This is a genomic window from Xenorhabdus sp. PB62.4 (assembly GCF_014467285.1).
GTDB lineage: Bacteria > Pseudomonadota > Gammaproteobacteria > Enterobacterales > Enterobacteriaceae > Xenorhabdus.
This window is the reverse complement of the sequence record NZ_NKHR01000007.1, coordinates 36,162-57,420: the sequence shown is the minus strand read 5'-3', so window position 1 is coordinate 57,420 and position 21,259 is coordinate 36,162. Positions and strand designations below refer to the sequence as shown.

Annotated in this window: 18 protein-coding genes and 2 pseudogenes; 8 read left to right on the top strand and 12 right to left on the bottom strand. The window is 42.5% G+C overall.

Annotation, left to right across the window (positions count from 1 at the left end):
- The first annotated feature begins 100 nt into the window (after positions 1–100).
- The gene (locus Xenpb_RS08495) at positions 101–1,012 is read left to right on the top strand and encodes a YgcG family protein (RefSeq protein WP_187653929.1); all 912 of its coding nucleotides are present in this window, start codon (positions 101–103) and stop codon (positions 1,010–1,012) included.
- Positions 1,013–1,425: 413 nt separating this feature from the next.
- A complete protein-coding gene (locus tag Xenpb_RS08490) occupies positions 1,426–2,220 on the top strand; it encodes a hypothetical protein (protein ID WP_187653928.1) in 795 nt (264 codons plus the stop codon).
- Between the two features lie 203 nt (positions 2,221–2,423).
- Here the strand turns inward: Xenpb_RS08490 and Xenpb_RS08485 are convergent, their stop codons facing one another.
- Entirely contained in the window at positions 2,424–2,753 is a 330-nt protein-coding gene (locus tag Xenpb_RS08485; protein WP_187653927.1) for a DUF305 domain-containing protein, read from the bottom strand.
- Between the two features lie 168 nt (positions 2,754–2,921).
- A pseudogene (cml, locus tag Xenpb_RS08480) lies at positions 2,922–4,112 on the bottom strand (CmlA/FloR family chloramphenicol efflux MFS transporter); the annotation flags it as partial.
- Between the two features lie 566 nt (positions 4,113–4,678).
- Here cml and Xenpb_RS08475 point away from each other — a divergent pair.
- Together Xenpb_RS08475 and Xenpb_RS08470 are read left to right on the top strand one after the other, a co-directional pair.
- Positions 4,679–6,598, top strand: coding sequence for a DUF3578 domain-containing protein (locus Xenpb_RS08475; RefSeq protein ID WP_187653925.1), 1,920 nt, complete (start codon positions 4,679–4,681; stop codon positions 6,596–6,598).
- A 27-nt stretch (positions 6,599–6,625) separates the two neighbouring features.
- Entirely contained in the window at positions 6,626–9,172 is a 2,547-nt protein-coding gene (locus Xenpb_RS08470; RefSeq protein ID WP_187653924.1) for a restriction endonuclease-like protein, read from the top strand.
- A 215-nt stretch (positions 9,173–9,387) separates the two neighbouring features.
- On the opposite strand, the pseudogene Xenpb_RS19970 reads toward Xenpb_RS08470, so the two are convergent.
- The 3 genes and pseudogenes from Xenpb_RS19970 to mutM all read right to left on the bottom strand — a co-directional run bounded on the left by Xenpb_RS19970 (position 9,388) and on the right by mutM (position 10,913).
- A pseudogene (locus tag Xenpb_RS19970) lies at positions 9,388–9,698 on the bottom strand (transposase).
- A 99-nt stretch (positions 9,699–9,797) separates the two neighbouring features.
- A complete protein-coding gene (locus tag Xenpb_RS19965) occupies positions 9,798–9,950 on the bottom strand; it encodes a hypothetical protein (RefSeq protein WP_255523085.1) in 153 nt (50 codons plus the stop codon).
- A gap of 141 nt (positions 9,951–10,091) precedes the next feature.
- The gene (gene mutM, locus Xenpb_RS08460; RefSeq protein WP_187653923.1) at positions 10,092–10,913 is read right to left on the bottom strand and encodes a bifunctional DNA-formamidopyrimidine glycosylase/DNA-(apurinic or apyrimidinic site) lyase; all 822 of its coding nucleotides are present in this window, start codon (positions 10,911–10,913) and stop codon (positions 10,092–10,094) included.
- Positions 10,914–11,030: 117 nt separating this feature from the next.
- Here mutM and rfaL point away from each other — a divergent pair, with 117 nt between their 5' ends.
- Complete coding sequence (gene rfaL / locus Xenpb_RS08455; RefSeq protein ID WP_187653922.1) at positions 11,031–12,275, top strand: O-antigen ligase RfaL; 1,245 nt, start codon at positions 11,031–11,033, stop codon at positions 12,273–12,275.
- Between the two features lie 78 nt (positions 12,276–12,353).
- Here rfaL and Xenpb_RS08450 read toward each other — a convergent pair whose 3' ends face one another.
- The 7 genes from Xenpb_RS08450 to radC all read right to left on the bottom strand — a co-directional run bounded on the left by Xenpb_RS08450 (position 12,354) and on the right by radC (position 18,560).
- The gene (locus Xenpb_RS08450; protein WP_187653921.1) at positions 12,354–13,532 is read right to left on the bottom strand and encodes a glycosyltransferase family 4 protein; all 1,179 of its coding nucleotides are present in this window, start codon (positions 13,530–13,532) and stop codon (positions 12,354–12,356) included.
- Positions 13,532–14,635 carry a glycosyltransferase family 4 protein gene (locus Xenpb_RS08445; RefSeq protein ID WP_187653920.1) on the bottom strand — a complete coding sequence of 368 codons (1,104 nt, stop codon included), beginning with the start codon at positions 14,633–14,635 and terminating at the stop codon, positions 13,532–13,534. Before Xenpb_RS08445 ends, Xenpb_RS08450 begins: the two co-directional genes overlap by 1 nt.
- A 17-nt stretch (positions 14,636–14,652) precedes the next feature.
- Positions 14,653–15,642, bottom strand: coding sequence for a glycosyltransferase family 9 protein (locus Xenpb_RS08440; protein WP_187653919.1), 990 nt, complete (start codon positions 15,640–15,642; stop codon positions 14,653–14,655).
- Between the two features lie 221 nt (positions 15,643–15,863).
- Positions 15,864–16,979 carry a glycosyltransferase family 4 protein gene (locus tag Xenpb_RS08435; RefSeq protein ID WP_187653918.1) on the bottom strand — a complete coding sequence of 372 codons (1,116 nt, stop codon included), beginning with the start codon at positions 16,977–16,979 and terminating at the stop codon, positions 15,864–15,866.
- 165 nt (positions 16,980–17,144) lie between these two features.
- The gene (gene rpmG / locus Xenpb_RS08430; protein WP_010847629.1) at positions 17,145–17,312 is read right to left on the bottom strand and encodes a 50S ribosomal protein L33; all 168 of its coding nucleotides are present in this window, start codon (positions 17,310–17,312) and stop codon (positions 17,145–17,147) included.
- An 11-nt stretch (positions 17,313–17,323) separates the two neighbouring features.
- Complete coding sequence (rpmB, locus tag Xenpb_RS08425) at positions 17,324–17,560, bottom strand: 50S ribosomal protein L28 (protein ID WP_038239873.1); 237 nt, start codon at positions 17,558–17,560, stop codon at positions 17,324–17,326.
- Between the two features lie 307 nt (positions 17,561–17,867).
- On the bottom strand, positions 17,868–18,560 hold the full coding sequence (gene radC, locus Xenpb_RS08420) for a DNA repair protein RadC (protein ID WP_187653917.1): 693 nt from the start codon (positions 18,558–18,560) through the stop codon (positions 17,868–17,870).
- 217 nt (positions 18,561–18,777) lie between these two features.
- On the opposite strand from radC, the gene coaBC reads away from it, so the two are divergent.
- The 3 genes from coaBC to slmA all read left to right on the top strand — a co-directional run bounded on the left by coaBC (position 18,778) and on the right by slmA (position 21,219).
- Entirely contained in the window at positions 18,778–20,022 is a 1,245-nt protein-coding gene (gene coaBC, locus Xenpb_RS08415) for a bifunctional phosphopantothenoylcysteine decarboxylase/phosphopantothenate--cysteine ligase CoaBC (protein ID WP_187653916.1), read from the top strand.
- Entirely contained in the window at positions 20,000–20,458 is a 459-nt protein-coding gene (gene dut, locus Xenpb_RS08410) for a dUTP diphosphatase (RefSeq protein WP_187653915.1), read from the top strand. Before coaBC ends, dut begins: the two co-directional genes overlap by 23 nt.
- A 161-nt stretch (positions 20,459–20,619) precedes the next feature.
- Complete coding sequence (slmA, locus tag Xenpb_RS08405) at positions 20,620–21,219, top strand: nucleoid occlusion factor SlmA (protein WP_099113052.1); 600 nt, start codon at positions 20,620–20,622, stop codon at positions 21,217–21,219.
- The last annotated feature ends 40 nt before the right edge of the window (positions 21,220–21,259 follow it).

Below are 21,259 nucleotides of genomic sequence, written 5' to 3'. Positions count from 1 at the left end.
TAGACCAAAGAATGGTTGTTGTATCCGAATAACAGAGCCGAAACGTAGTTCTTTTTTGATAATTAAACAATTTTTTATACTGTTTTTATTGCTCATCGGCATGAGCAACGCATCAGCCAGAGAAATAAAACAAGAAACAATAACCGTTGATATTCCTGCATTAAGCAAGCGCGTGACAGATATATCTGAAGTCCTAACGAAAGAAGAGCGTCAGGGCCTGACCCGACAACTGAAAAAGCTGCAATCTGAAGAAAAAGTACAGATGGCCGTTCTGATTATCCCGACGACGGGCAGTGATACTGTTGAGGAATTTGCTTCCCGTGTATTTGATAAATGGAAGTTAGGCAATAAAGAACGCAATGATGGCATCTTGTTTGTGATCGCTTCTGATGACCATAAAATGCGTATTGCAGTTGGTTCCGGTTTAGAACGTAACTTATCCGATGGCAAGGTTACACTCATTTTGTTGCAGGATGTGAAACCAGCTTTCAAAAAAGGTGCTTATTATCAGGGAATTAGCAAGGCAATTGATTCGATCGGCACATGGCTGAAAAAATCTGAACAAGTGGAAGCACAGAAAGAAACGGCGAAGATTGTTCAGGCTTTTGAAGAAGGCGATGGCGCATTCAACCAGATATCCGGTAAAGACATCTTTATGCTACTGGGTTTTTGGTTGGTGAGTATAATCTTACTGCCACTGAAAGTTTTTCATACTGGGCATTGGTTTAAGCGTTTTCTCAAGAGTGCTCTGACTATCGCTATAGGAACCTATGTACTGAACTTTATTGGGTTATTTTCTTCCATTCCGGCAGAGTTTTATCTGCTCATTATCCTGTTACCCGTGATTCTGGTGTTTTTTCTGATCTCGTCTGTGGTGTCATTATTGAAAAGCCTATTCGGCAGCCTTTTTGGTGGCTTGTTTGGTGGCTGTAGTTCTGATCGTAATGATGATGATAATTTTTCCGGCGGTGGCGGCAGCAGTAGCGGTGGTGGAGTTTCAGGCGATTGGTAATGGTTTTTTTGTTATTTTTTCCGTGAGGGTGCCAATATCACGATGTTTTCTGACCGGGATGGAGGACGTCAGAGATGAAGCAGCAGGTGTTGGCATTTGACACCCCCTTCTGTGGAGAGAAAGAAAACAGAAGATAATAGTGACACCATATTGGTTACAACTGTAGTATTAGGGTGACGGAAATTTCGGCGGTTCCGGCTTAGAACCTCAACCATCAATCTTACTTTCTTCAATATTTTATTTATACCCTATAGATTTCAAGATGCTTCGCGGCGGCAAGGGAGTGAATCCCCGGTAGCATAGATAACTATGTGACCGGGGTGAGCGAACGCAGCCGACAAAGAGGCAACTTGAAAGACGGCGGGTATCCACCTATTTAATTGAAGTATAAGTCATATCTTGGGGATTTTATCATGTTAAAAAGAACAAATTCCTTTAATAGTTATATACACAAAATCTCATCAAAAAATTTATCTCGTTCAACATCTTTCCATTCCTTACCGCCAAATAATATATTGAATATAAATATAAATCATAATAATCCTAAATTGATTAACGGATATATTCCATCAATCGTTAGAAGAGTGAACTTACAAAAAATGGTAATAGATACGAAGAGACTCTATTATTCGATAGGAGAAGATGGATGGTTTGATCATATCTTAAATCGCATTGAAGATTCTGATGATTTAGCTTCTTGCATCGATGAAATAGAAAATAAAAGAGGAAAAACAGCAGACGATTCTTGGGATTTAAAATGTAGTATAACACTTAATCTATTAATTCATGTTCAAAATGAACTTGATGATAGGCTCCAAAATGGAGAAGATAAAAACTTTGTTTATTTTATTTGTTACGTTAATAATACACCGATAGGAATAATGATAATCAGGTGTTATGAAGAAGTCATGTTATACCGCTATGATCCTGATTTACGTTATTACCCTGAAGTCACTTACCTTATCATTCATCCCGGGATCAAAAATTGTGCTTATTTATTAATGGAGAAAGCCGTTAATATGTCCTATAAAATAGGCTGCCATGGGAAATTAAAATTATCAATTGCAACACCAGCACTCTCAGAAGTTTATAGACGGATGGGATTTATCCACTATACACGGGAAGAGATGGCATTAGACCCAAATGGAAACAGGGCTTGGACCTTCTCTCCGAGTCATGGTGGTTACCGATTTACAGGAACTTGCTAAAATTCACGATTATTACATTAAAATATTTTATATCATTCATTTAAAAGCGCTTATCGTTTTTCTATAAGCGTTTTTTATTGAACACGTTACCCAGACTTTTTGTTGGCTGCGCTCGCTCACCCCGGTCACATAGTGGTCTATGCTCCCGGGGATTCATTCCCTTGTCACCGCGACGTAACTTGAAATCCATTGTGTATAAAAGATTATTTCTTATTTTTCTCTAACCAATTTTGCATTTGTTTAATTTCAGCATCCTGTGCTTTGATAATATTTTCTGCAAGCTGTCTCATTTCTGGATTTTTGCCATATTTAAGCTCTATCTTAGCCATCTCAACCGCTCCGATATGATGCGCCAACATGCCTTCAGCAAAAGCTTGATCAGCATTATCTGCCATCATACTTTTATGCATATCATCATGCATTTTTGTCATTGAGGCATTAAGTTCTTCTTTCATCTCGGTATTTGTATTCGCTACAGCACTGAAAGCAAGTGTGCCGACAACTATTGATGCAAAAACTAATGTTTTTTTCATGCTGTTCTCCTTAGGTTCTCCTTAGGTTCTCCTTAGGTTCTTCTTAAGAAGATAAAGCTTCCCCTTAAGGGAAGGTCAATAATGTGAAGAAAAATTTTAGTAACTTTACGTTCTATATACGTAAAGTTACGGGTTATTAATTCTTGTTTAAATTTAATATCTCTAATAATGGTGTCTGCCGGAATTAAAGCAGGACAGGCAAAGCACTACTGTTGCCAGGATTAGGCAATAAGCGATAATTGGCCAGGTAGTAGCGTTGGGTAAAAGTGTAATCGTGAGCGTTCCAATCCCCCCTAACAGTAATCCCCCCAAGCAGAAGTAGACTGCTGCAACCGTTCCTGCTATATGATCGAAACCTCGAAGTGCACCATTAGGTGCTACAGAAACCGCAGTAGAGATACCAACACCGACAAGCCACATTGGGAAAATGAAGCCAAATACCGAATCAGGTATAAGAGTCTCTCCAACCGCCAGCAACAGCGCTCCTGCCATTAAGCAGTACATTCCTGCCCGTAACATATTCAAGCTTCCCCACCGGACAATCAGACCTCCCACAAATCGTGAAGTCACCATCATGGCGATGGCTACTGTTGCAAATAGCATGCTGAAACTAAGCTGCGATAATCCTTGCCGGCCCATCATTATCCAGGGGGCAGTCGAAAGAAAGACGAAGAAGCTCCCCATCCCTGCACTGTGGCAGAGAGTGTACAGCCAGAAATTCAGGCGTTTTACAGGAAGAAGTAACTGCGACCACTGTAAGCCTGCCGTCCGTTGCCGCCGGGTCTCTGGACAGAATTTCCAGGCTGCAATAACAGCAACTACCATTGCACATCCTAATAAACCAAAGAGCGCGCGCCACCCCAGCCAGGTGTCAATCAGCGCTCCGAGCAAAGGACCTACTGCCGGAACTATGGCAAGCATAGAGCTGAACAAGCCATAGATGATGTTGCTTTCCTTGCGACCTGAATAGATATCGCGTATAGCCGCGAACATGGCTACGAGGCATGCCGAAGCCCCACAGGCTTGAATAACCCGGAGGCCCAAAAAGACTTCTGATGATGAAGTCATGGCGAGACCGAATGAAGCTGCAATGTAAGCAATCCCACCGCTGAGTAAAACAGGGCGGCGACCGAGCCGATCTGACAATGGGCCAAATAGAAGCTGACCGGCTCCTAACAGAATCAGGTATACAGTCAATGTTAGCTGGATCGTTCCTGTTCCGGCATCAAGTACATCGGCCATGAGAGGAACGACGGGCAGATACATATCCATACCCAGTGATGCCAGTAAATCGAATGGTGATAACAGTAATATTGTGGCGGTAAGAGAATATTGCCAGGAAAAATCTTTTGAGTGCACGAATCCATCTCCTAAAGTTAAGGAACTGGCGGCGTGCTCATAGAATTGAGAGGTTCTTGAGGACGCCGCAACAACCGAAAAAACTAGGGTTGCTGCGGCTTATCTCTCTGTTGTGTGCTCTTTGAGAGTACTCATATATAGGTTATCCTGTAGTGAATTCGTATCGTAAGATCTTCATACCGAGATGCAAAACGCCTTAAATTACGGATGGCACTTTATAGATAATTGTTCAGTTTTTCTAACTATTTTTGCTTGATTGGTGACGGAAACAGCATTTATTGGCTAATCTATGAGCTTTGGCATTGTGCATTTCCAATATAAAACAGAGTGTGTACCTACTGGATAACTAAACCGCTAGTGTATTTTGCATGTACGGCTTAGTGTCGGAATAGTACAAGTTCACTTGGCTCAATGCTGCTAGAGCATTGCTTGTGTATAATGTATCGCGGGCATTAAAAAGCATGAGCTTGGCTGGAATCGTAGAGTTCGGTATAGCGACAGACAATAGAAGTAAGTTTTTTAGCCTCGAATACAGCAAATTTTTAGTCTTGGTTTAAGGGATTAGGATGAACCTGAAAGAAAAAATAGAAAAATTCATAAGTGGGTGGGTTCAAGCTACCCAAGAACAGTTTACAGGCCATCCAACAGCGAATCTGTTCAGACAAGATTTTAAAGAGGAAATAGAGAGATTAGTTAAGGCTTTTGAGCCGTCTTTTGAAGTGAAAGCCAGCGTTGGTACAGGCAATTGGGCTAATATTCCTTGGCTTTCAATTCTCAATCCTAAAATCACAACAACGACACAGGATGGAATTTACCCTGTGTATTTGTTTAAAGCAGACGGTTCAGGTTGTTATCTATCCTTAAACCAAGGAACAACAATTCCGACAAAAAATTTGACAAAAAAAGGTGCGGAAGAAAGATCCCAAAAGATTAAAAGAATCTTACTCGAACAACTCCCCGAGTTGAAGCAATGGGGAATTCAAGAAATTGACTTAAATGCGGACACTGCGCTTGGTAAGTCATACGAAAAGCCCAACATATCTGCGAAATATTATGAGGCAAATAATATTCCAGATGACCTAATTCTGAAGCAAGATCTGTTAGAACTATTGGCATATTATAAACAAATTGAATTTATTGATATTAAGAAAGAGCTAGGTGAAGCAAAGCCATATCCTTCGCCCAAGGAGATGAAAAAAATGCCACATGTAGCTTCAACGTCTCTCTCAAAACCCTTCCTCCTTTTAGCCGGCATTTCTGGTACGGGTAAAACCCGCTTTATTCGAGAGCAAGCCCAAGCAACAGGTAACCTTAATGATACTTATTGTTTAATTTCAGTCCGCCCAGATTGGCATGAACCGAGCGATTTGCTGGGTTATGTTTCTCGTTTGGGTTCTCAGCCACGTTATATTGCGACCGATGTATTGCGGTTTATCGTTAGAGCTTGGAAAGAAATTATCGAATTGATTACATTTGATACTACAGGGGTGCCGTACGACTGGCATGGAAGATCATTGGAATACATCCGGCCATATTGGTTGTGTCTTGATGAAATGAATTTAGCTCCGGTAGAGCAGTATTTTTCGGATTATCTTTCTATCCTTGAAACTCGAAGTTGGAATGATCCTAAAAAACTACAGGAGACTGGACTCGATTATGTTTATGAGTGTGAGCCTCTGATCAAAGGCGAAATATTTCAGGCTCTTGAAAGTGAGGCCAAGGGTGGGAAAGAAAACTCAATCGAGCAGCTTGCAGCGGATTTAGATTTAGACTTATCCAATGATTTAGAGCGTGATATTTGGCAATACTTCTTACATCACGGTATAGCAATTCCGTTTAACCTCATCGTTGCTGGAACGGTGAATATGGATGAAACCACTCATGGCTTCTCCCGCAAGGTGATCGACCGTGCACTGAGTTTTGATTTTGGTGAATTCTTCCCTAACGATTTTGATCACTTTTTTACCTCGAATACTCAAAATAAAACTCTGAGTTACCCGATTTGGTCCCACGCACGGCTTGAGGATTTACCTGCCATAGACAGTGATGGCAAAAAAAGTATTGGTTTTTTAAAGGCGGTGAACCAGGTGTTGGATAACACGCCATTTATGTTGGCCTATCGGGCGCTGAACGAGTTACTGTTGGCGGTGGTCAGCCAAAATCCGCAAGACGATATTGAACTAAAAGCAGCCTGGGATGACTTTTTAATGTGTAAGGTATTGCCGCGTATTGAAGGTGATAGCGATAAGCTGGTGATCAATAGCACAGACCAATCACTGCTTAAACAATTAGAACAATTATTAGCCACGGAGTTTGCTGAGTTCTGGAATGAGCTAGGTGATTCCCCAACTGCACGTCCTGATCTGTACCGAGAATATAAAGAGGGTGATGATCAGGTGATACGCATTGCCTGTCGCAGCAAAGAAAAGCTCGATTGGATGCAAAAGCGTTTAGAAAATTCTGGTTTCACCAGTTTCTGGCCTTAATGCCGCATTCATGAAGGAGGCTCGGGGATGCCAGAATTACTCCGTGTGCAAACCGCTCAGTTTGAATTTTCGATTTGGTGTAACGACATTGCCAAACGTCAGCAAGTTTATCAGGCAACTTTGTTAAAGCGTGCATCAAAACAGACGCAAGTTGAGCAGAGGCAAGCGATTGACGAGCAAAATAGACTGCCTATTATCCGTTTTTCCCCTCCTTTACTGATAACCGAGGTGTCCATTTTCGAAGCTAGCATAAAGGGGGAAAATGCTGCACTGACTGAACCGACAGCAGAACTTATACTGGATGAATCGCTCTTTTTTGAAAATGTGCAGTATCAGTTTGAATGGGTGTTTTTTGAACCTGTTGAAGAAGCTCGGTTGACGCACAGAAACCGCTTAATCAATGAGGGGTTTCGCTTTGTCAAAGCGCGCCACTCGATATTTGCTCGCTTAACAGGCACCATCAATACGGGTAATGATGTTGGTTGGATGCGCCTTCCGCTTGAGTATGTGGTAGCAAGGCAAGCCATTAAAAGCCACATTTCTTTTGAAGTGCTCCCGACCAAAATGGATTTACATCGGGATTTACCTGCCATGTATCAGTCCATTGACGAAGAATTTCCACTTTGGCGTTTTAGTTTGGTGGAGAAAACCGAGCAGGATACCGCTAGAAGCCAACAACGTGGGCATTTCCCACTGCTGTGGTTAGCCAGTTTTGGTCATCTACGAAAACGCTTTGAACAAGGGCTCAAAGTGATCACACAGGCTCCGCATAGCCGCTTGCAGCCGCATGTGTCTTATACCAAGGCGGAGCGTTTAAAAGGTCGGTTGCCATACCAGCTTGGTACAAAGGTGAAAGAAGATCTTACCAGTGGGCATTATGACAAACGCTATCGAGTTGAGAAGAAGCAACTGAGCGTAGACACTCCAGAAAACCGCTTTATCAAAATGGTGGTTTCTACGTGTAAAAAGCATCTGGCTGGATTTGAAAATAAACTCAGGCAAAGCAACCAAACGCCAGATAAGCAGCGCTTATCCGATGTATTCTTGGACGAATTGCACAACTGGCAGCAGCCGTTGCAGAAAATCCTCGGACAGAGTTTCCTAAAGGAAGTAGGCTGTTATGTAGGGCTTAGTCGTGAATCCCTAGTCTTGCAGCAAAAAACGGGTTACAGCGCCGTTTACAGAGTTTGGCAAGAGTTAAAGTTTTACTTGGATGTGTTTGCCAATCAGTCCAGTGTGTCAATGAAGTCGGTAGCGGAAATCTACGAGGTTTGGTGCTTTCTTCAGTTTAAGACTATCCTTGAGAAGGAGTTGGGCTTTAAGCTACAAAAAAATCGCAAAGCAAAACTCAATGAAGATCCCTATTGGGGTCACAAACTCATAAATGCTGACAAAGGAGCTTTTGAGTTTAATCGAAACGATGGTATTCGCGTGAACCTATATCATGAAAGAGCGTTTGCACGAACTACTACTGAGATTCGCACTTTTTTGCTGACTCATAAACCCGATATTGTTTTAGAAATTGTCTTTCCGAATGACAAGAGGATCGTTTGGTTGTTCGATGCAAAATACCGTTTAAACCCAATTAAGACAGACCACAATAACTCATATTTAGGTAACCCTGCGAGTAAAGAGCTTAAACAATGGGAAACGAGTACTTCAGAAGACCAAAATAAGCTTCCTTATCGAATAGAAGACGGTGTCCCCGATGATGCGATCAATCAAATGCACCGTTATCGCGATGCGTTGATCCGTATCACTCAAGATAGACAATCATTAAGCCAACATAAAAGCCGCCCTGTGTTTGGTGCTTTTGCGTTGTACCCTGGCTATTTTGATCAAGAAAACACTGAAAACCCTTACCGCGATGCCATTAACGAAATAGGTATCGGAGCTTTTGCGTTGCTACCTAGCGCTAGCGTGACAGAAGAAGGTAGTTCAAGTTGCCATTCAAGTAATAATGGCAACTTTTGGTTATTAGACTTTTTACGCAAGCAAGTGGGGGAGAATAAAAACCACACTGCATCCTACAACATCAACACGTTGGAAGAGCGACTTTACGTGCAAGAAGCTGCTCGTATTCCTTACTACGGCATGAAGCAAGTATTGTATCCAGATTTGACGTTGACGGTTGCGCTGGCAGGCCAAAAGGGGCGCGACTCTGCATATTTTTCTGCTTTTGAGAGCGGCACAGCCAATTGGTATCACCTGCCGCAGAAGACTTTTTTAACCAAATACAAGTTGCATGTCGCCAGTGAAATCCGCTACTTAGCGTTGGCTGCAACGCCTGAACAAAACTCTGGTAGTAAGCAAATCGATAAACTCTGGCCAGTGAAAACAGTGGTACTGGTACCAAGATATGCTATTACGGGAGAGCAAGCGGGCAAGGCATCTATTTCTGACGAGCTTTATTATTTGTTTGAGTTAGGTAAGCCATTGATGTTGAAAGGCAGGGTTACTTGTGTACCTCATCGGCCAATTAAAAACTCAATGAAACTCACCACTCTAACTCGTCTGGAAAATGTGCAGCAGTTCGGTGAGTTGGACACGGTGTACGGAGAAGCATTAGCGTGAAAGAAAGTAAAACTGTAGTGTTGGTAATTGATTAGAGGCGTATATTTATCTCATAGACACACAGAAAAATAGTAGAGCATTTAGGATGCTAAATCTGTTGATCACTCAAAGACCATCAACAGATTACATTTGGATGGTGCTAATGAAATGAGATCCATGGTTTTGGGCCAATTAGGCCAATGTGAGCGATTGGTCAGAGAACATGTTTTATCATCCTATAAATATCCTGTTAACCCTTTTGCCAGCGCTTTGACAGGGTGACGATCATCCTTATTTCCTGCCGTTAATTTTACGGCCAAAAGTTCACCGCAATCATTGATAACCAGATGAAGTTTAAAACTATAAAACCATATATGGACGCCCCCGGTTGTGCAACCCCCTGAAATACCCGATGGTGGGGAATACGAAGGTTGTGACAAACGGCAATTTTGGTGGAATCAATAAAAGCGATCCCCTGAGTTTTAATCTTATGTGATGAAAGAAAAGCGCATAAAGGAATCAGTGCCCTTTTCTTCAAGGTTAGCATTCGGGTATAGCTGACTGAACCGGGAAAATCGGCCGTAAAGTATTGTTTTACGTGTTCAATATAAAACGTTTTAAAATCACGATAATGGCTCATATGGAATTAAATGAGGATCGTCATGATTTCACTGAGAGAAAGGGAAGCTTCACGGCGCCGTTTGAGTAATCCGCTTTCAATGAGCTGTTGATACCAGAGAGGGATAAATTTTTGGCAAAAGTCATCGCCGCAGCAGCAACGTTCTTCTAAATTATACATGCCTGAGGATCTCCACGATTTCGTTTTCTTTAGCAAAAACTTTGATCGTGCCTCAGGCACTTTAGTTCTCTTCTTAAAATGACTCTCAGGTTAAGTAATATCATCATGCCGGAGGGCATCTTTTTTAGCCCCCAAGCCGCTTTAATGCTGGCATTGGCGACAGAAAAACGTACTGCGTTGCCCCAATTTTATGCTTTCAATTTTCTCACCACTTTCTCCACCACAGCGCGGGCAAAGTTCGCCTTTCTTGCCGTAAACAAACAATTCCTGAGCAAAATATCCCGGTTTGCCATCAGATTGCAGAAAATCTTTCAACGTCGTTCCGCCTTGTTCTATCGAACGTTGCAAGATTTGTTTAATGATATCGGCCAATAAATAGGCCTCTTGCTGCGTCAGTGAATTTACGGGACGTTCAGGCAAGATACGTGCAACAAACAACGCTTCATTGGCATAAATATTTCCAACACCAACAACAACTTTGTTATCCATTAGCCAAGGTTTGATAGCTGTCTTTTTGTTACGGGAAAGAGAATAAAGGTATTCACCATTAAACAAATCAGAAAGAGGCTCAGGGCCTAAATGAGCCAGTACAGAACACGTGTTTAGATTGTCACTCCACAACCATGCACCAAAACGCCGGGGATCGGTATAACGGAGAATTTTGCCATCAGCCATAATCAAATCGACATGATCATGTTTTTCCGGCGGAAGTTCATCCAACAAAATACGTAAACTGCCCGACATACCCAGATGAATAATAATCCAGCCTTCAGGCAGCTCAAGCAATAAGTACTTTGCCCGGCGCTGAACACTGAGCACGGGCTTATCTGAAAGCTTCATGATTTGCTCGGCAACAGGCCAACGCAAACGTGAATTTCTGACTTCGGCATATTGGATTACATTACCAACCAAGTGAGGTTCAATCCCCCTGCGGCTGGTTTCCACCTCTGGTAGCTCCGGCATACCGGCTCCTTGAATAAATTATCTACGACATTACATCTCAGCAGCTTACAATACCGTTTTCATGTATTATTTGCAGCCAAATTTAATTGGGATAGTCGAGAAAATAGATTAATCACTATGCTTAATATAAAAAATAGCTTTACCACAATTAGTAACAAAAAATCCTTATGGAACTTATCCATTGTTGGGCTGTTTATTATTCTTGTTTATCTACCTGATATCACAAGATACAAAAATCTTGTTATGATCCTGATCTGTATAACAGCACTGTACTATTTGGTAAAAGACTTTCGCCAAGTAGTGAATTCGCTACGAGGTCATTTATTTTTATCCATTTTACTGTTCGTTCTGGCGATGTTCTATTCTGTTGGAATCTCAATTGACCCTGCTTTGAGTTTCAAAGAAATGAACAAACCCATCTTAAATGGATTACTGCTATTCAGTTTTACTTTCCCCATTGTGCTGTATCAAGAAAGCAAAGAACGTATTGCGAAGATAATTCTGGTTACATTTATCATCGGGATGATCGCTATTTCGCTGGCAGACATTGTGAAATACATCATCAACTACCAGGCAACGGGGGAAATACCCTTTACAAATTACAATCACCGTGAATTTTCCTACGGGTTTATTTTTTATTTCCCTGTATTGTTATGTAGTTGGGCGTTATGGAAAAAACACTCACTGCTAAGTTGGTCACTCTTGATTATCGCCTCAGCAATTAGTCTATTCTTGCTGCTTGGAACACTTTCTCGTGGGGCCTGGGTTGCCATTGTGGCAGCGACTGTATTTATCATCACAATTAACAAAGAGTGGAAACTCACTCTCACCGCTGCAATATGTTTGGGATTATTGGCTGGTGCCACACACTGGGTAACTGCATCTGACCCAAATACCCGGTTATTGATCCATAAACTCACCCAAACAGACAGTAGTCATCGCTATAGCAACGGCACTCAAGGTTCTGCATGGTCTCTAATCATGGAAAACCCCGTCAAGGGATATGGTTTTGGCAATAAAGTTTATCATCAAGTTTATAATAGCCGAGTGGCAGACTACCCTGACTGGACGTTTAGAAATTCAATTGGCCCACATAATGTCTTTTTATCTCTTTGGTTCTCCGCAGGCATTCTCGGCCTGATAACGACATTCGTGATGACAATTTCAGCACTACTGACGGGAAGCCGAATCATTCGTCAACATAGTGGCGTCATTCGGCAAGCGGCACTTATCCTTCTAACAGCTTTCATGAGCTTGTTCATTGTCAGGGGCGCTTTTGAAAACGCCTATATCAATGAGATAGGTATCTTATTTGGCTTAATGATTGCGTTGTATAATAAAAAAACAATCGAAAAAAAATAAATTAATCAACAAAATACTAGTCCATGCACAACGAATGGTATGGACTGGTTTTATAGGTTTCTTAGTTCAATTAGGTCGTCACTGAAATAACTTTTCCGCAATCACTTTGGTAATCAACTTCGCTCGTTGATCCCAGTTAAAACGTTCCGCAACCAGTCGTTGCGAATGCTCAACTTTTGCTTTCATTTCAGCGGGATTATTAATCAGCCATTGGATTTGTTCCGCAAAACTTTCTGCATTCTCACTATCAGCAAAATTTACTGCTTTTTCATCGACAGCATCGCGAATAGAAGGGAAGTCAGAAATAACCACTGGTTTACCCATGGACATATATTCAAAAAGCTTGAGAGGGGAAGTGTAACGACTACCGATACTGGTTTTCGTTAGTGGTAGAACACAAATGTCACTATCCGCGATAACCTGAAAGCGTTTTTTAGGTTGGACAAAACCAAGGAAATTGACTTTATCATTTACGCCAATCTGTTCGGCCGTTTGTCGTAATCGTTCAATTTGTTCAGAAGTACCACCAGCAATATTCAATGCAACATTATCAAGATAAGACATCGCTTTCATTACGGTAGGAACTCCCTTCCAGCGATGTAAACTGCCTAAATAAAGCACCTGAGTTGGAGCCCCTGTTTTATGTTCTCTGTCAGAAAGCATCTGTTTCGTCGATTCAACCGCCAGCATATCAACGCCATCAGGTGCCACAACAATAGGCGTTTTGACACCATATTGCCCATAAATATCTTCACGCAATAGTGAAGTCAGAACAAAAACAGCCGTAGAGCATTCATAAACCTGCTGTTCAATTTTTCTCAGTTTCTGATATTTACGCTGGTTTCTACGACTGACCAGATCATGGGACTCTTTGAATGACTGAGCAAATACTTCGTGACTTTCAAAGAAATGAGGAATACCCGGATGATTACACAACAGGTAATTTGCCATCTTTATATTGCGGGTAAAAACAGCATCAACCTGATTCTCTTTGAGCCAGCGAGAAACCTGAATATAAAACAGCTTCTGAGTATTCAAAGGGAAATACCATTTTCTGCGTATATTATGCAAGGCGATTAGCTTTGATGCAGGCGGTAATGATCTCCCAAGAATCTCCTCAACCTGACTTTGGCCTTTTGGGGTAATCAAGTAAACATTATGGCCCTGACGAGTAAAAGCATCTACGTTCTGCAAAATTTGCAATGATGCAACCCGATAATCCGGGACAGGGTAAGGATCAATATACGCGATTTTCATTATTTTTTGATGGCGTTTAATAAGCGATTCGCTGAATGTTCCCAAGTATACATCGTTTCAATCCGCTGACGGGCATATTTGCCCATCTCTTGCCCTCTATCCGGTAGAGACAAAAGATGATTAACCGCATCAGCAATAGACGAGGCATCGCCAGGGGTTACCAGAATACCAGCCTGGTTCTCATTACCAACCACCTCAGGTATTCCTCCAATATAACTGGCAATCACAGGACGCTCACATGCCATCGCTTCAGCAATAGTGATACCAAATGCCTCATCGCCAATACTAGGGAAAATACCCACATCCCCCGCAGCGTAAAATTCAGGTAATTGATCATGGCCAACAGGCGGATGAAAAATGACAGATTCTTCCAATTGCAATGCAGTTACTCGTTTTTCCAGCAGTTTCAAATCGTCACCTGCACCAATAATCAATAACTTTATATCCTTATCCCGCAATAAAGCCATTGCATCAATGGCTACTTTCATTCCTTTCCAGCCCACCAACCGGCCAGCAAACGTTAACAGGAACGCCTTTTCACTGATGCCTAATCGAGTTCGAACTCCAGAGTCAGCAGGTTTAAATTTATCGATATCCACGCCATTATAAATGACGCTTGGGAATTGCTTAAAGTGATGCTGGATTTGCCAGGCATTGAAATGACTACAGGCAACCCATGCAGATATTTTCTTACCTAATAGCCTATCCCCTTTAAAAAAACTGGTTCCACCACTCATATAGCAAAATTTAGTGCGGGATGTTTTAGGCATCATTCCAGGCCAAAAGAAATCAAAGGGTTTGGTCAGGATCACCCAATCAAAATTCTCGGCAATAACGGCTTCGCGGGCATGACGGGCAAAAGAATAGCGCTCAACAATGCGTTGAAAACGACGTCCAATGTTAAACACTCGTTCTCTGGGAACAAACGGAAAAGTATGAACATGGATATCTCGTCCGCCTAATGCAGGGCGAACATCACCCGTACCACCAAAAATATGGATTTCATGCCCAGCATCTGTCAAAGCCTTAGCCAACTCCCAAACTGCCGTTTGAATGCCGCCATACGACATGGTAACAGTCACATCGATAAATCCTATTTTCATTTTTATTCATTATCCTTTCATTCGCTTTCTAGCAATTTCTGAACAGAATGCCAAACTTGATCCACCGATATTGCTGACATTGTATCTTTCCGGGTTGCCTGATTGTAATCTACCGGATGTTCAATTACTGCCAATTTGGAGTGTTGCTGAGGAGCGAGAAAACGGCCGGGATGGAAGCTATGATACAGGGCAACCATGGGTATTCCCAATGCTCCCGCCAGATGAGTCGTTCCAGTATCAACACCAACGTATAAATTAAGTCGGCTCATTATTGCCGCGTTCTGGCGCATTGTCGTTTTGCCCGCCAACGATGAACACCTGCTTGTTCCCAGTTTTTCAGCGAGTATTTGCGCACTCTCTTCACCATCTTTACTGCCCAACAGTAAAATATGCGCATGCGGATAATCGCGATAAATACGTTGGGCCAATTCGTAAAAGTGTTCTACAGGCCAGTCACGATAGGCTTTTGCTGGAAAACTCTGTAGCTGAAAACCAATTTTCAATTGCTGTTCTAATCCCTGCCTCCGAAGAAAATCTCTGGCGTACTCCTCTTCACTCAGGCTCATACAATACTGCAAACGCCAATCAGTTACCTCAACCCCAAGAGCATTAATCAATAAAGCTCGCTCTTGCTGTGCTGGCATAAGCTCCTGCGGTTTCGCCACAGTGTACTCATCGGATTTTGCTTCAGAGATAGGCGAAAAATATACCGTTAATTTTGCTTTACGTTTGGCGTATTGTAACAGTGCGTTATCATTGCCATATACCAAGGCCAAATCATAATTCCGACGAAAAAACCATCCGCTCCACTTGGCTTTTCCTTTCGAAAAAGCCTTTAATTCATTTAATTCCGGTATATTTTCAAGAATTTCTTTTGTTTTTTTATGCGCAAATATATCAATGTTTGCTTTCGGCCATTTTGCTTTCAATGCACGAATGACGGGCGTCATCAGTAAGGTATCACCAAAACGGGCAATATTTATAATTAAAATATTTTGGGGTTGCATAATAATGAACATTAAGTTGTCAATTCAAGCATTAGCCTGAAAGCGCTATATAACAAAGACTGTATAACGAAGCACTATACAACAAAGCGATTGGATGTTCTATTTAACGATAAATAAACGTGATAGCCATATGAAATTAAATTGAATATATTTCATATGGTTAAAAAAATATCGAATACGCAACCCAAAGTGTTAAATAACACAATAGAAACAAAATATCATCACTGACTATCCATACTACGATAAAAAATAGACTCCATTTTTTCTAACATATTATCCATACTAAATAAATCAGTGGCCCGCTTTAATGACGCATTCCCCATTTGTAAACGCAGTGCTTCATCACTGATTAACAAATTCAATTTTTCTGTTAATTGCTCGGCATTTTTGGGTTCGATAATAAATCCTGTGTCCCCATCAATCACTGCCTCTGCAATCGCTCCCACTGACGTAGATACAACAGGCAATCCACATGCCATCGCCTGCATGATGCCTTGTGGCACACCTTCATTGCCGAAAGAAGGCAAAGCAAATATATCCATCGCATTCAAACAATCAGGAACATCCTGCCGATTGCCAAGGAAAATAACACTCTCAGTCAAGCCTTCCTGATGAACATAGGGTTCTAAGTTCTTTCTCTGAGGGCCATCTCCCACAAACAATAACTGCCAGTCTGGATAGCGTTGGTGCAGGACTTTCCAACTATCAAGTAAATAACGATGTCCTTTCCAGGTTCTCATCGTAGCAACAATACCAAGCGTGGGCTTATCTTTGATGCCAATACGCTGACGGCTCTGCTGCTTGTTTTCAGGGTGAAAGCGCGTCAAATCGATCCCTGTTGGTACAGAAGTCATATGAGAAAGTGGATAAGCATTATGAGAATGCAGATATTGACGCAATTTTTCCCCGGTTGTCACAATATGCTGACAAGAGCCCAAATATAACCAACGAGTTGCTATAGATGTTGAAACATGGGTTGAAACATGGCGGGTTCGGACTATCGCAGGCGTATCTTTTAATGTGGCACATGCCGCAGCGACCAGCCAGGAATCAGTGGAACTATGCGTATTGATTACATCAAATCGACGGCCTTCTGTCTTTAGCCAACGACGCATGATCCGAAAGCAAGAAAGGCGTTTTTTTTCAATCGGCAACGCAACGACAGGTACACCATAATGGTGGGCTTCACGGTAAAGGGTTGAAGTTGGACAACAAACGATAACGACATGGTGACCACGTTGTATCATGCCCTGGGATTCGGTCAGGATACGAATCTCCTGCCCTCCCCAACCACACGATGATTCTGTGTGTAAGATATTCAAGGTCTTTTTAGCCATTTTAGAGTCACGCCTGACAGTTAAGAATTAAAAACGCGCGTTAGTATAACTGAACAGTGTATGGCGTCCACGCATAACCTGATTTCCCTCAGACTATTGAGGCACTATCGACAAACAGATATAAAAAAACCCAGCATTATGCTGGGTTTTTTTAATCCACTAAAATTATTTAATTTTAGCTTCTTTGTACATTACATGCTGACGAACAACTGGATCGAATTTTTTCATTTCCAGTTTTTCAGGCATAGTACGCTTGTTCTTCGTAGTGGTATAGAAGTGACCAGTACCAGCAGAAGAAACCAGCTTGATTTTATCGCGAATACCTTTAGCCATTTTTCAGCTCCTTAGTACTTCTCACCGCGGGCACGCAGTTCAGCAAGAACTGTGTCGATACCCTTTTTATCAATCACACGCATACCTTTAGCAGATACACGCAGAGTTACAAAACGTTTCTCAGACTCAACCCAGAAACGGTGAGAGTGCAGGTTAGGCAGAAAACGACGCTTAGTCGCATTTAATGCGTGGGAGCGGTTGTTACCACTCACCGGGCGTTTGCCAGTAACTTGGCAGACTCGGGACATGTCTATTCTCCAAAAATCAAATCAGCTCGAGCTTTGTATTGGGTGTGACCGCCTCGTCAGGCTTAGGAGCCCATCTCAGCACATTTTTGCTACTAAAAAAACGCCTTTACTCTTTACCGGAAAGAACATACTGACTTTACCGGAAAGAGCGCACTGAAAAGATTCACATTTTCTCAGTAAAAAACTTACTGAGATAGGCTCTTCTCGTCAAACCCAAGATCCTCAAAGGTGGCGTAGTATACGCCCTCATTCGTTTATGCTCAAGTCCCGAACAACTAAGATCTGATCTGATAGTGAAAAAACCGTATTAAATCCAACCTCTTTCCATAAATGAAACACAATATTGCTTACCAATGACGATATGATCCAAAACTTTAACGCCAACTAAGTCACAAGCCTCAATAATTTTTTCTGTCACCAATTTGTCTGCCAGACTCGGTTCTGGATTGCCGGAAGGGTGATTGTGGGCAAGAATGATTGATGCTGCATTAACTTTAACCGCCTGTTTCACAATTTCACGCGGATGAACTTCAACTTTGTTTATCGTTCCTTTAAACATTTCATCATGACAGATGACTTTATTCTGATTCGTCAAAAACAGCACTACAAATACTTCCCGATCTTGCCAGGACAACAAGTCCTGCAAATAATTTTGAGTCATCGTAGGGTTGCTCATAATATCTTCATGCACAAACTGGCTGGAGAAAAAACGTCTTGCCAGTTCAGATACCGCCTGCAATTGGACATATTTACACGCTCCCATGCCTTTATGTGAACAAAAGTCGGCATAATCAGCAGACAGCAGGTGATAAAGCGAGCCAAATGATTTCAAAAGATGCTCCGCCATTTGCACAACAGGAACACCTCTGGCGCCTGTACGCAAAAAGATAGCCAGCAACTCAGCATCCGTCAGAGAAACCGCACCATAAGCCAGCAGCTTTTCCCGGGGAGCAAGATTTGAATGCAATTCATCACTTTTCTCCATTATCGTGATATCCATATACCCCTCCCCTTAATAATCCATCCGATATTCAGCTACTCACATTCACGTATTCACTATCCCATGATGAAAAAATCATCGCCAGCCTCATTTTCATGGCTTGCGCAACGCTTCGCAAACTTATCATTTTTGAGTAGCTAAATAGACCCGCTTCTCAACTCAATATTTTCTTATGGTAGAATCTTAAGGAATTGCAACTTACATCTGGACAATCAAAATGACAGGATTTTCCGGCACACAACTTTCTGGGAATCAGCTTTCTGGTAAACAAATCGTCCTCGGTATCAGCGGAGGCATCGCCGCTTACAAAACAGCCGAACTGGTACGCCGTTTACGTGATCGCGGGGCGCAGGTACGTGTCGTTATGACTCCCGCCGCAGAAGCTTTTATTACTCCGCTCACATTACAGGCTGTTTCAGGCTATCCCGTCTCCGATGATCTTCTAGACCCAGCAGCGGAAGCCGCGATGGGGCATATTGAACTGGCAAAATGGGCTGATTTAATTATTCTCGCTCCGGCTACAGCGGATCTGCTCGCCCGTCTGGCCGCAGGTATGGCAAATGATTTAGTTACCACTCTCTGTTTGGCCTCCGCAGCCCCTATTGCGGTCGCTCCCGCAATGAACCAGCAGATGTATCGAGCTCAGGCAACCCAACATAATCTGAACGTGCTGAAAGAGCGTAATGTATTAATTTGGGGTCCAAATGAAGGCAGTCAGGCATGTGGTGATGTTGGGCCAGGAAGAATGCTGGAACCCATGGCGATTGTCGAACTCGCAACGCAACATTTCAACACCAAGCAAGATTTTTCTGGCTTGCGTATAACGATTACCGCAGGGCCAACCCGTGAAGCCTTAGATCCCGTTCGTTTTATCAGCAATCACAGTTCAGGAAAAATGGGTTTCTCCATCGCACAAGCGGCGGCAGAACGCGGCGCAGAAGTCACATTGATTACCGGCCCGGTTAATTTACCGACACCATCAGGCGTCAAACGCATTGATGTAACCAGTGCACTGGAAATGTATGAACAGGTTCAGGCAACAGCAGCTTCACAGAATATTTTCATTAGCTGCGCGGCCGTATCTGACTACCGTTTCAAGCAAACAGCAACCGAAAAAATCAAAAAACAGGGTGATGAAGTCACATTTACCCTCGTCAAAAATCCAGACATTGTAGCGAGCGTTGCCGCAATGGAAAAAAATCGTCCATTTGTCGTTGGATTTGCAGCCGAAACCCAGAATGTGGAAGAATACGCCCGCGGAAAACTCAAGCAAAAGCATCTTGACTTGATTTGCGCGAACGATGTATCTCTGGCCGGACACGGTTTCAACAGTGATACCAATGCACTACAGCTATTCTGGCATGATGGTAGCGTTCATTTACCCCACAGTGGTAAATTACAACTCAGCCACCGCTTATTAGACGAGATATTCAAACGCTATGATGAAAAAAATCGACGTTAAAATCCTTGATTCCCGCATCGGGCAAGATTTTCCTTTACCGACTTATGCTACACCTGGCTCTGCGGGTTTAGATTTACGTGCTTGTCTGGATAATGCCGTGGAACTGGCTCCCGGCCAGACTGAACTTCTGCCAACCGGAATCGCTATCCATATCGCGGATGAACAATTAGCTGCGGTTATTCTTCCTCGCTCTGGATTAGGTCACAAACACGGCGTTGTTCTAGGTAATTTGGTAGGTCTTATTGACTCCGATTATCAGGGGCAATTGATGGTTTCAGTTTGGAACCGTGGTGATAAAACATTCACCATCGAACCAGGCGAGCGTATCGCCCAAATGGTTTTCGTGCCCGTTGTTCAGGCTGAATTTAATGTGGTTGAAGACTTCGAAACCAGTAAACGCGGTATTGGTGGTTTTGGTCATTCCGGTCGTCAATAACTTTCCATAGAGCCTGATACCGTCAACCGATTTTCATATTTTTTGCCCACAATGTTTTTTCCTGAAGCTGTTTTTGCCAGCAATCACATCTTTCAGGAATGACATTGTGGCGAGAAATAGCTGGATTTGTTTTTGCTGTTTTAGCAGGGGTCTTATCAGACATGGCAGAAAAAGAACGTACAAAGAAGAAAAACAGACGTGAAGAAATTTTGCAGGCACTAGCGCATATGTTGGAATCCAGTGATGGCAGCCAGCGTATTACTACGGCAAAACTTGCCGCAAGCATTGGTGTTTCTGAAGCTGCGCTTTACCGTCATTTTCCCAGCAAAACCCGGATGTTTGACAGCCTGATTGAGTTTATTGAAGACTCCTTAATTTCACGCATCAACCTGATCCTGCAAGATGAGAAAGACACCATTGCCCGCATTCGGTTAATCCTAATCCTAATTTTAGGCTTTGCGGAGAAAAACCCTGGATTAACCCGCATCATGACTGGTCATGCGCTAATGTTCGAACAAGATAGGCTACAAGGTCGCATCAACCAGCTATTTGATCGGATTGAAGCACAGCTTCGTCAGATCTTAAAAGAGAAAAAAATCCGTGATGGTCAGGGGTTCAATTATGATGAAACCATATTGGCATCACAGTTGCTGGCGTTTTGTGAAGGGATGCTCTCCCGTTTTGTCCGCTCTGAATTTCGCTATCGCCCAACAACCGAGTTTGAAATACGCTGGCCATTGATATTGACCCAACTGCAATAGATTATCACTGTACCTAATTGCCTATATTCATATAGGAAAT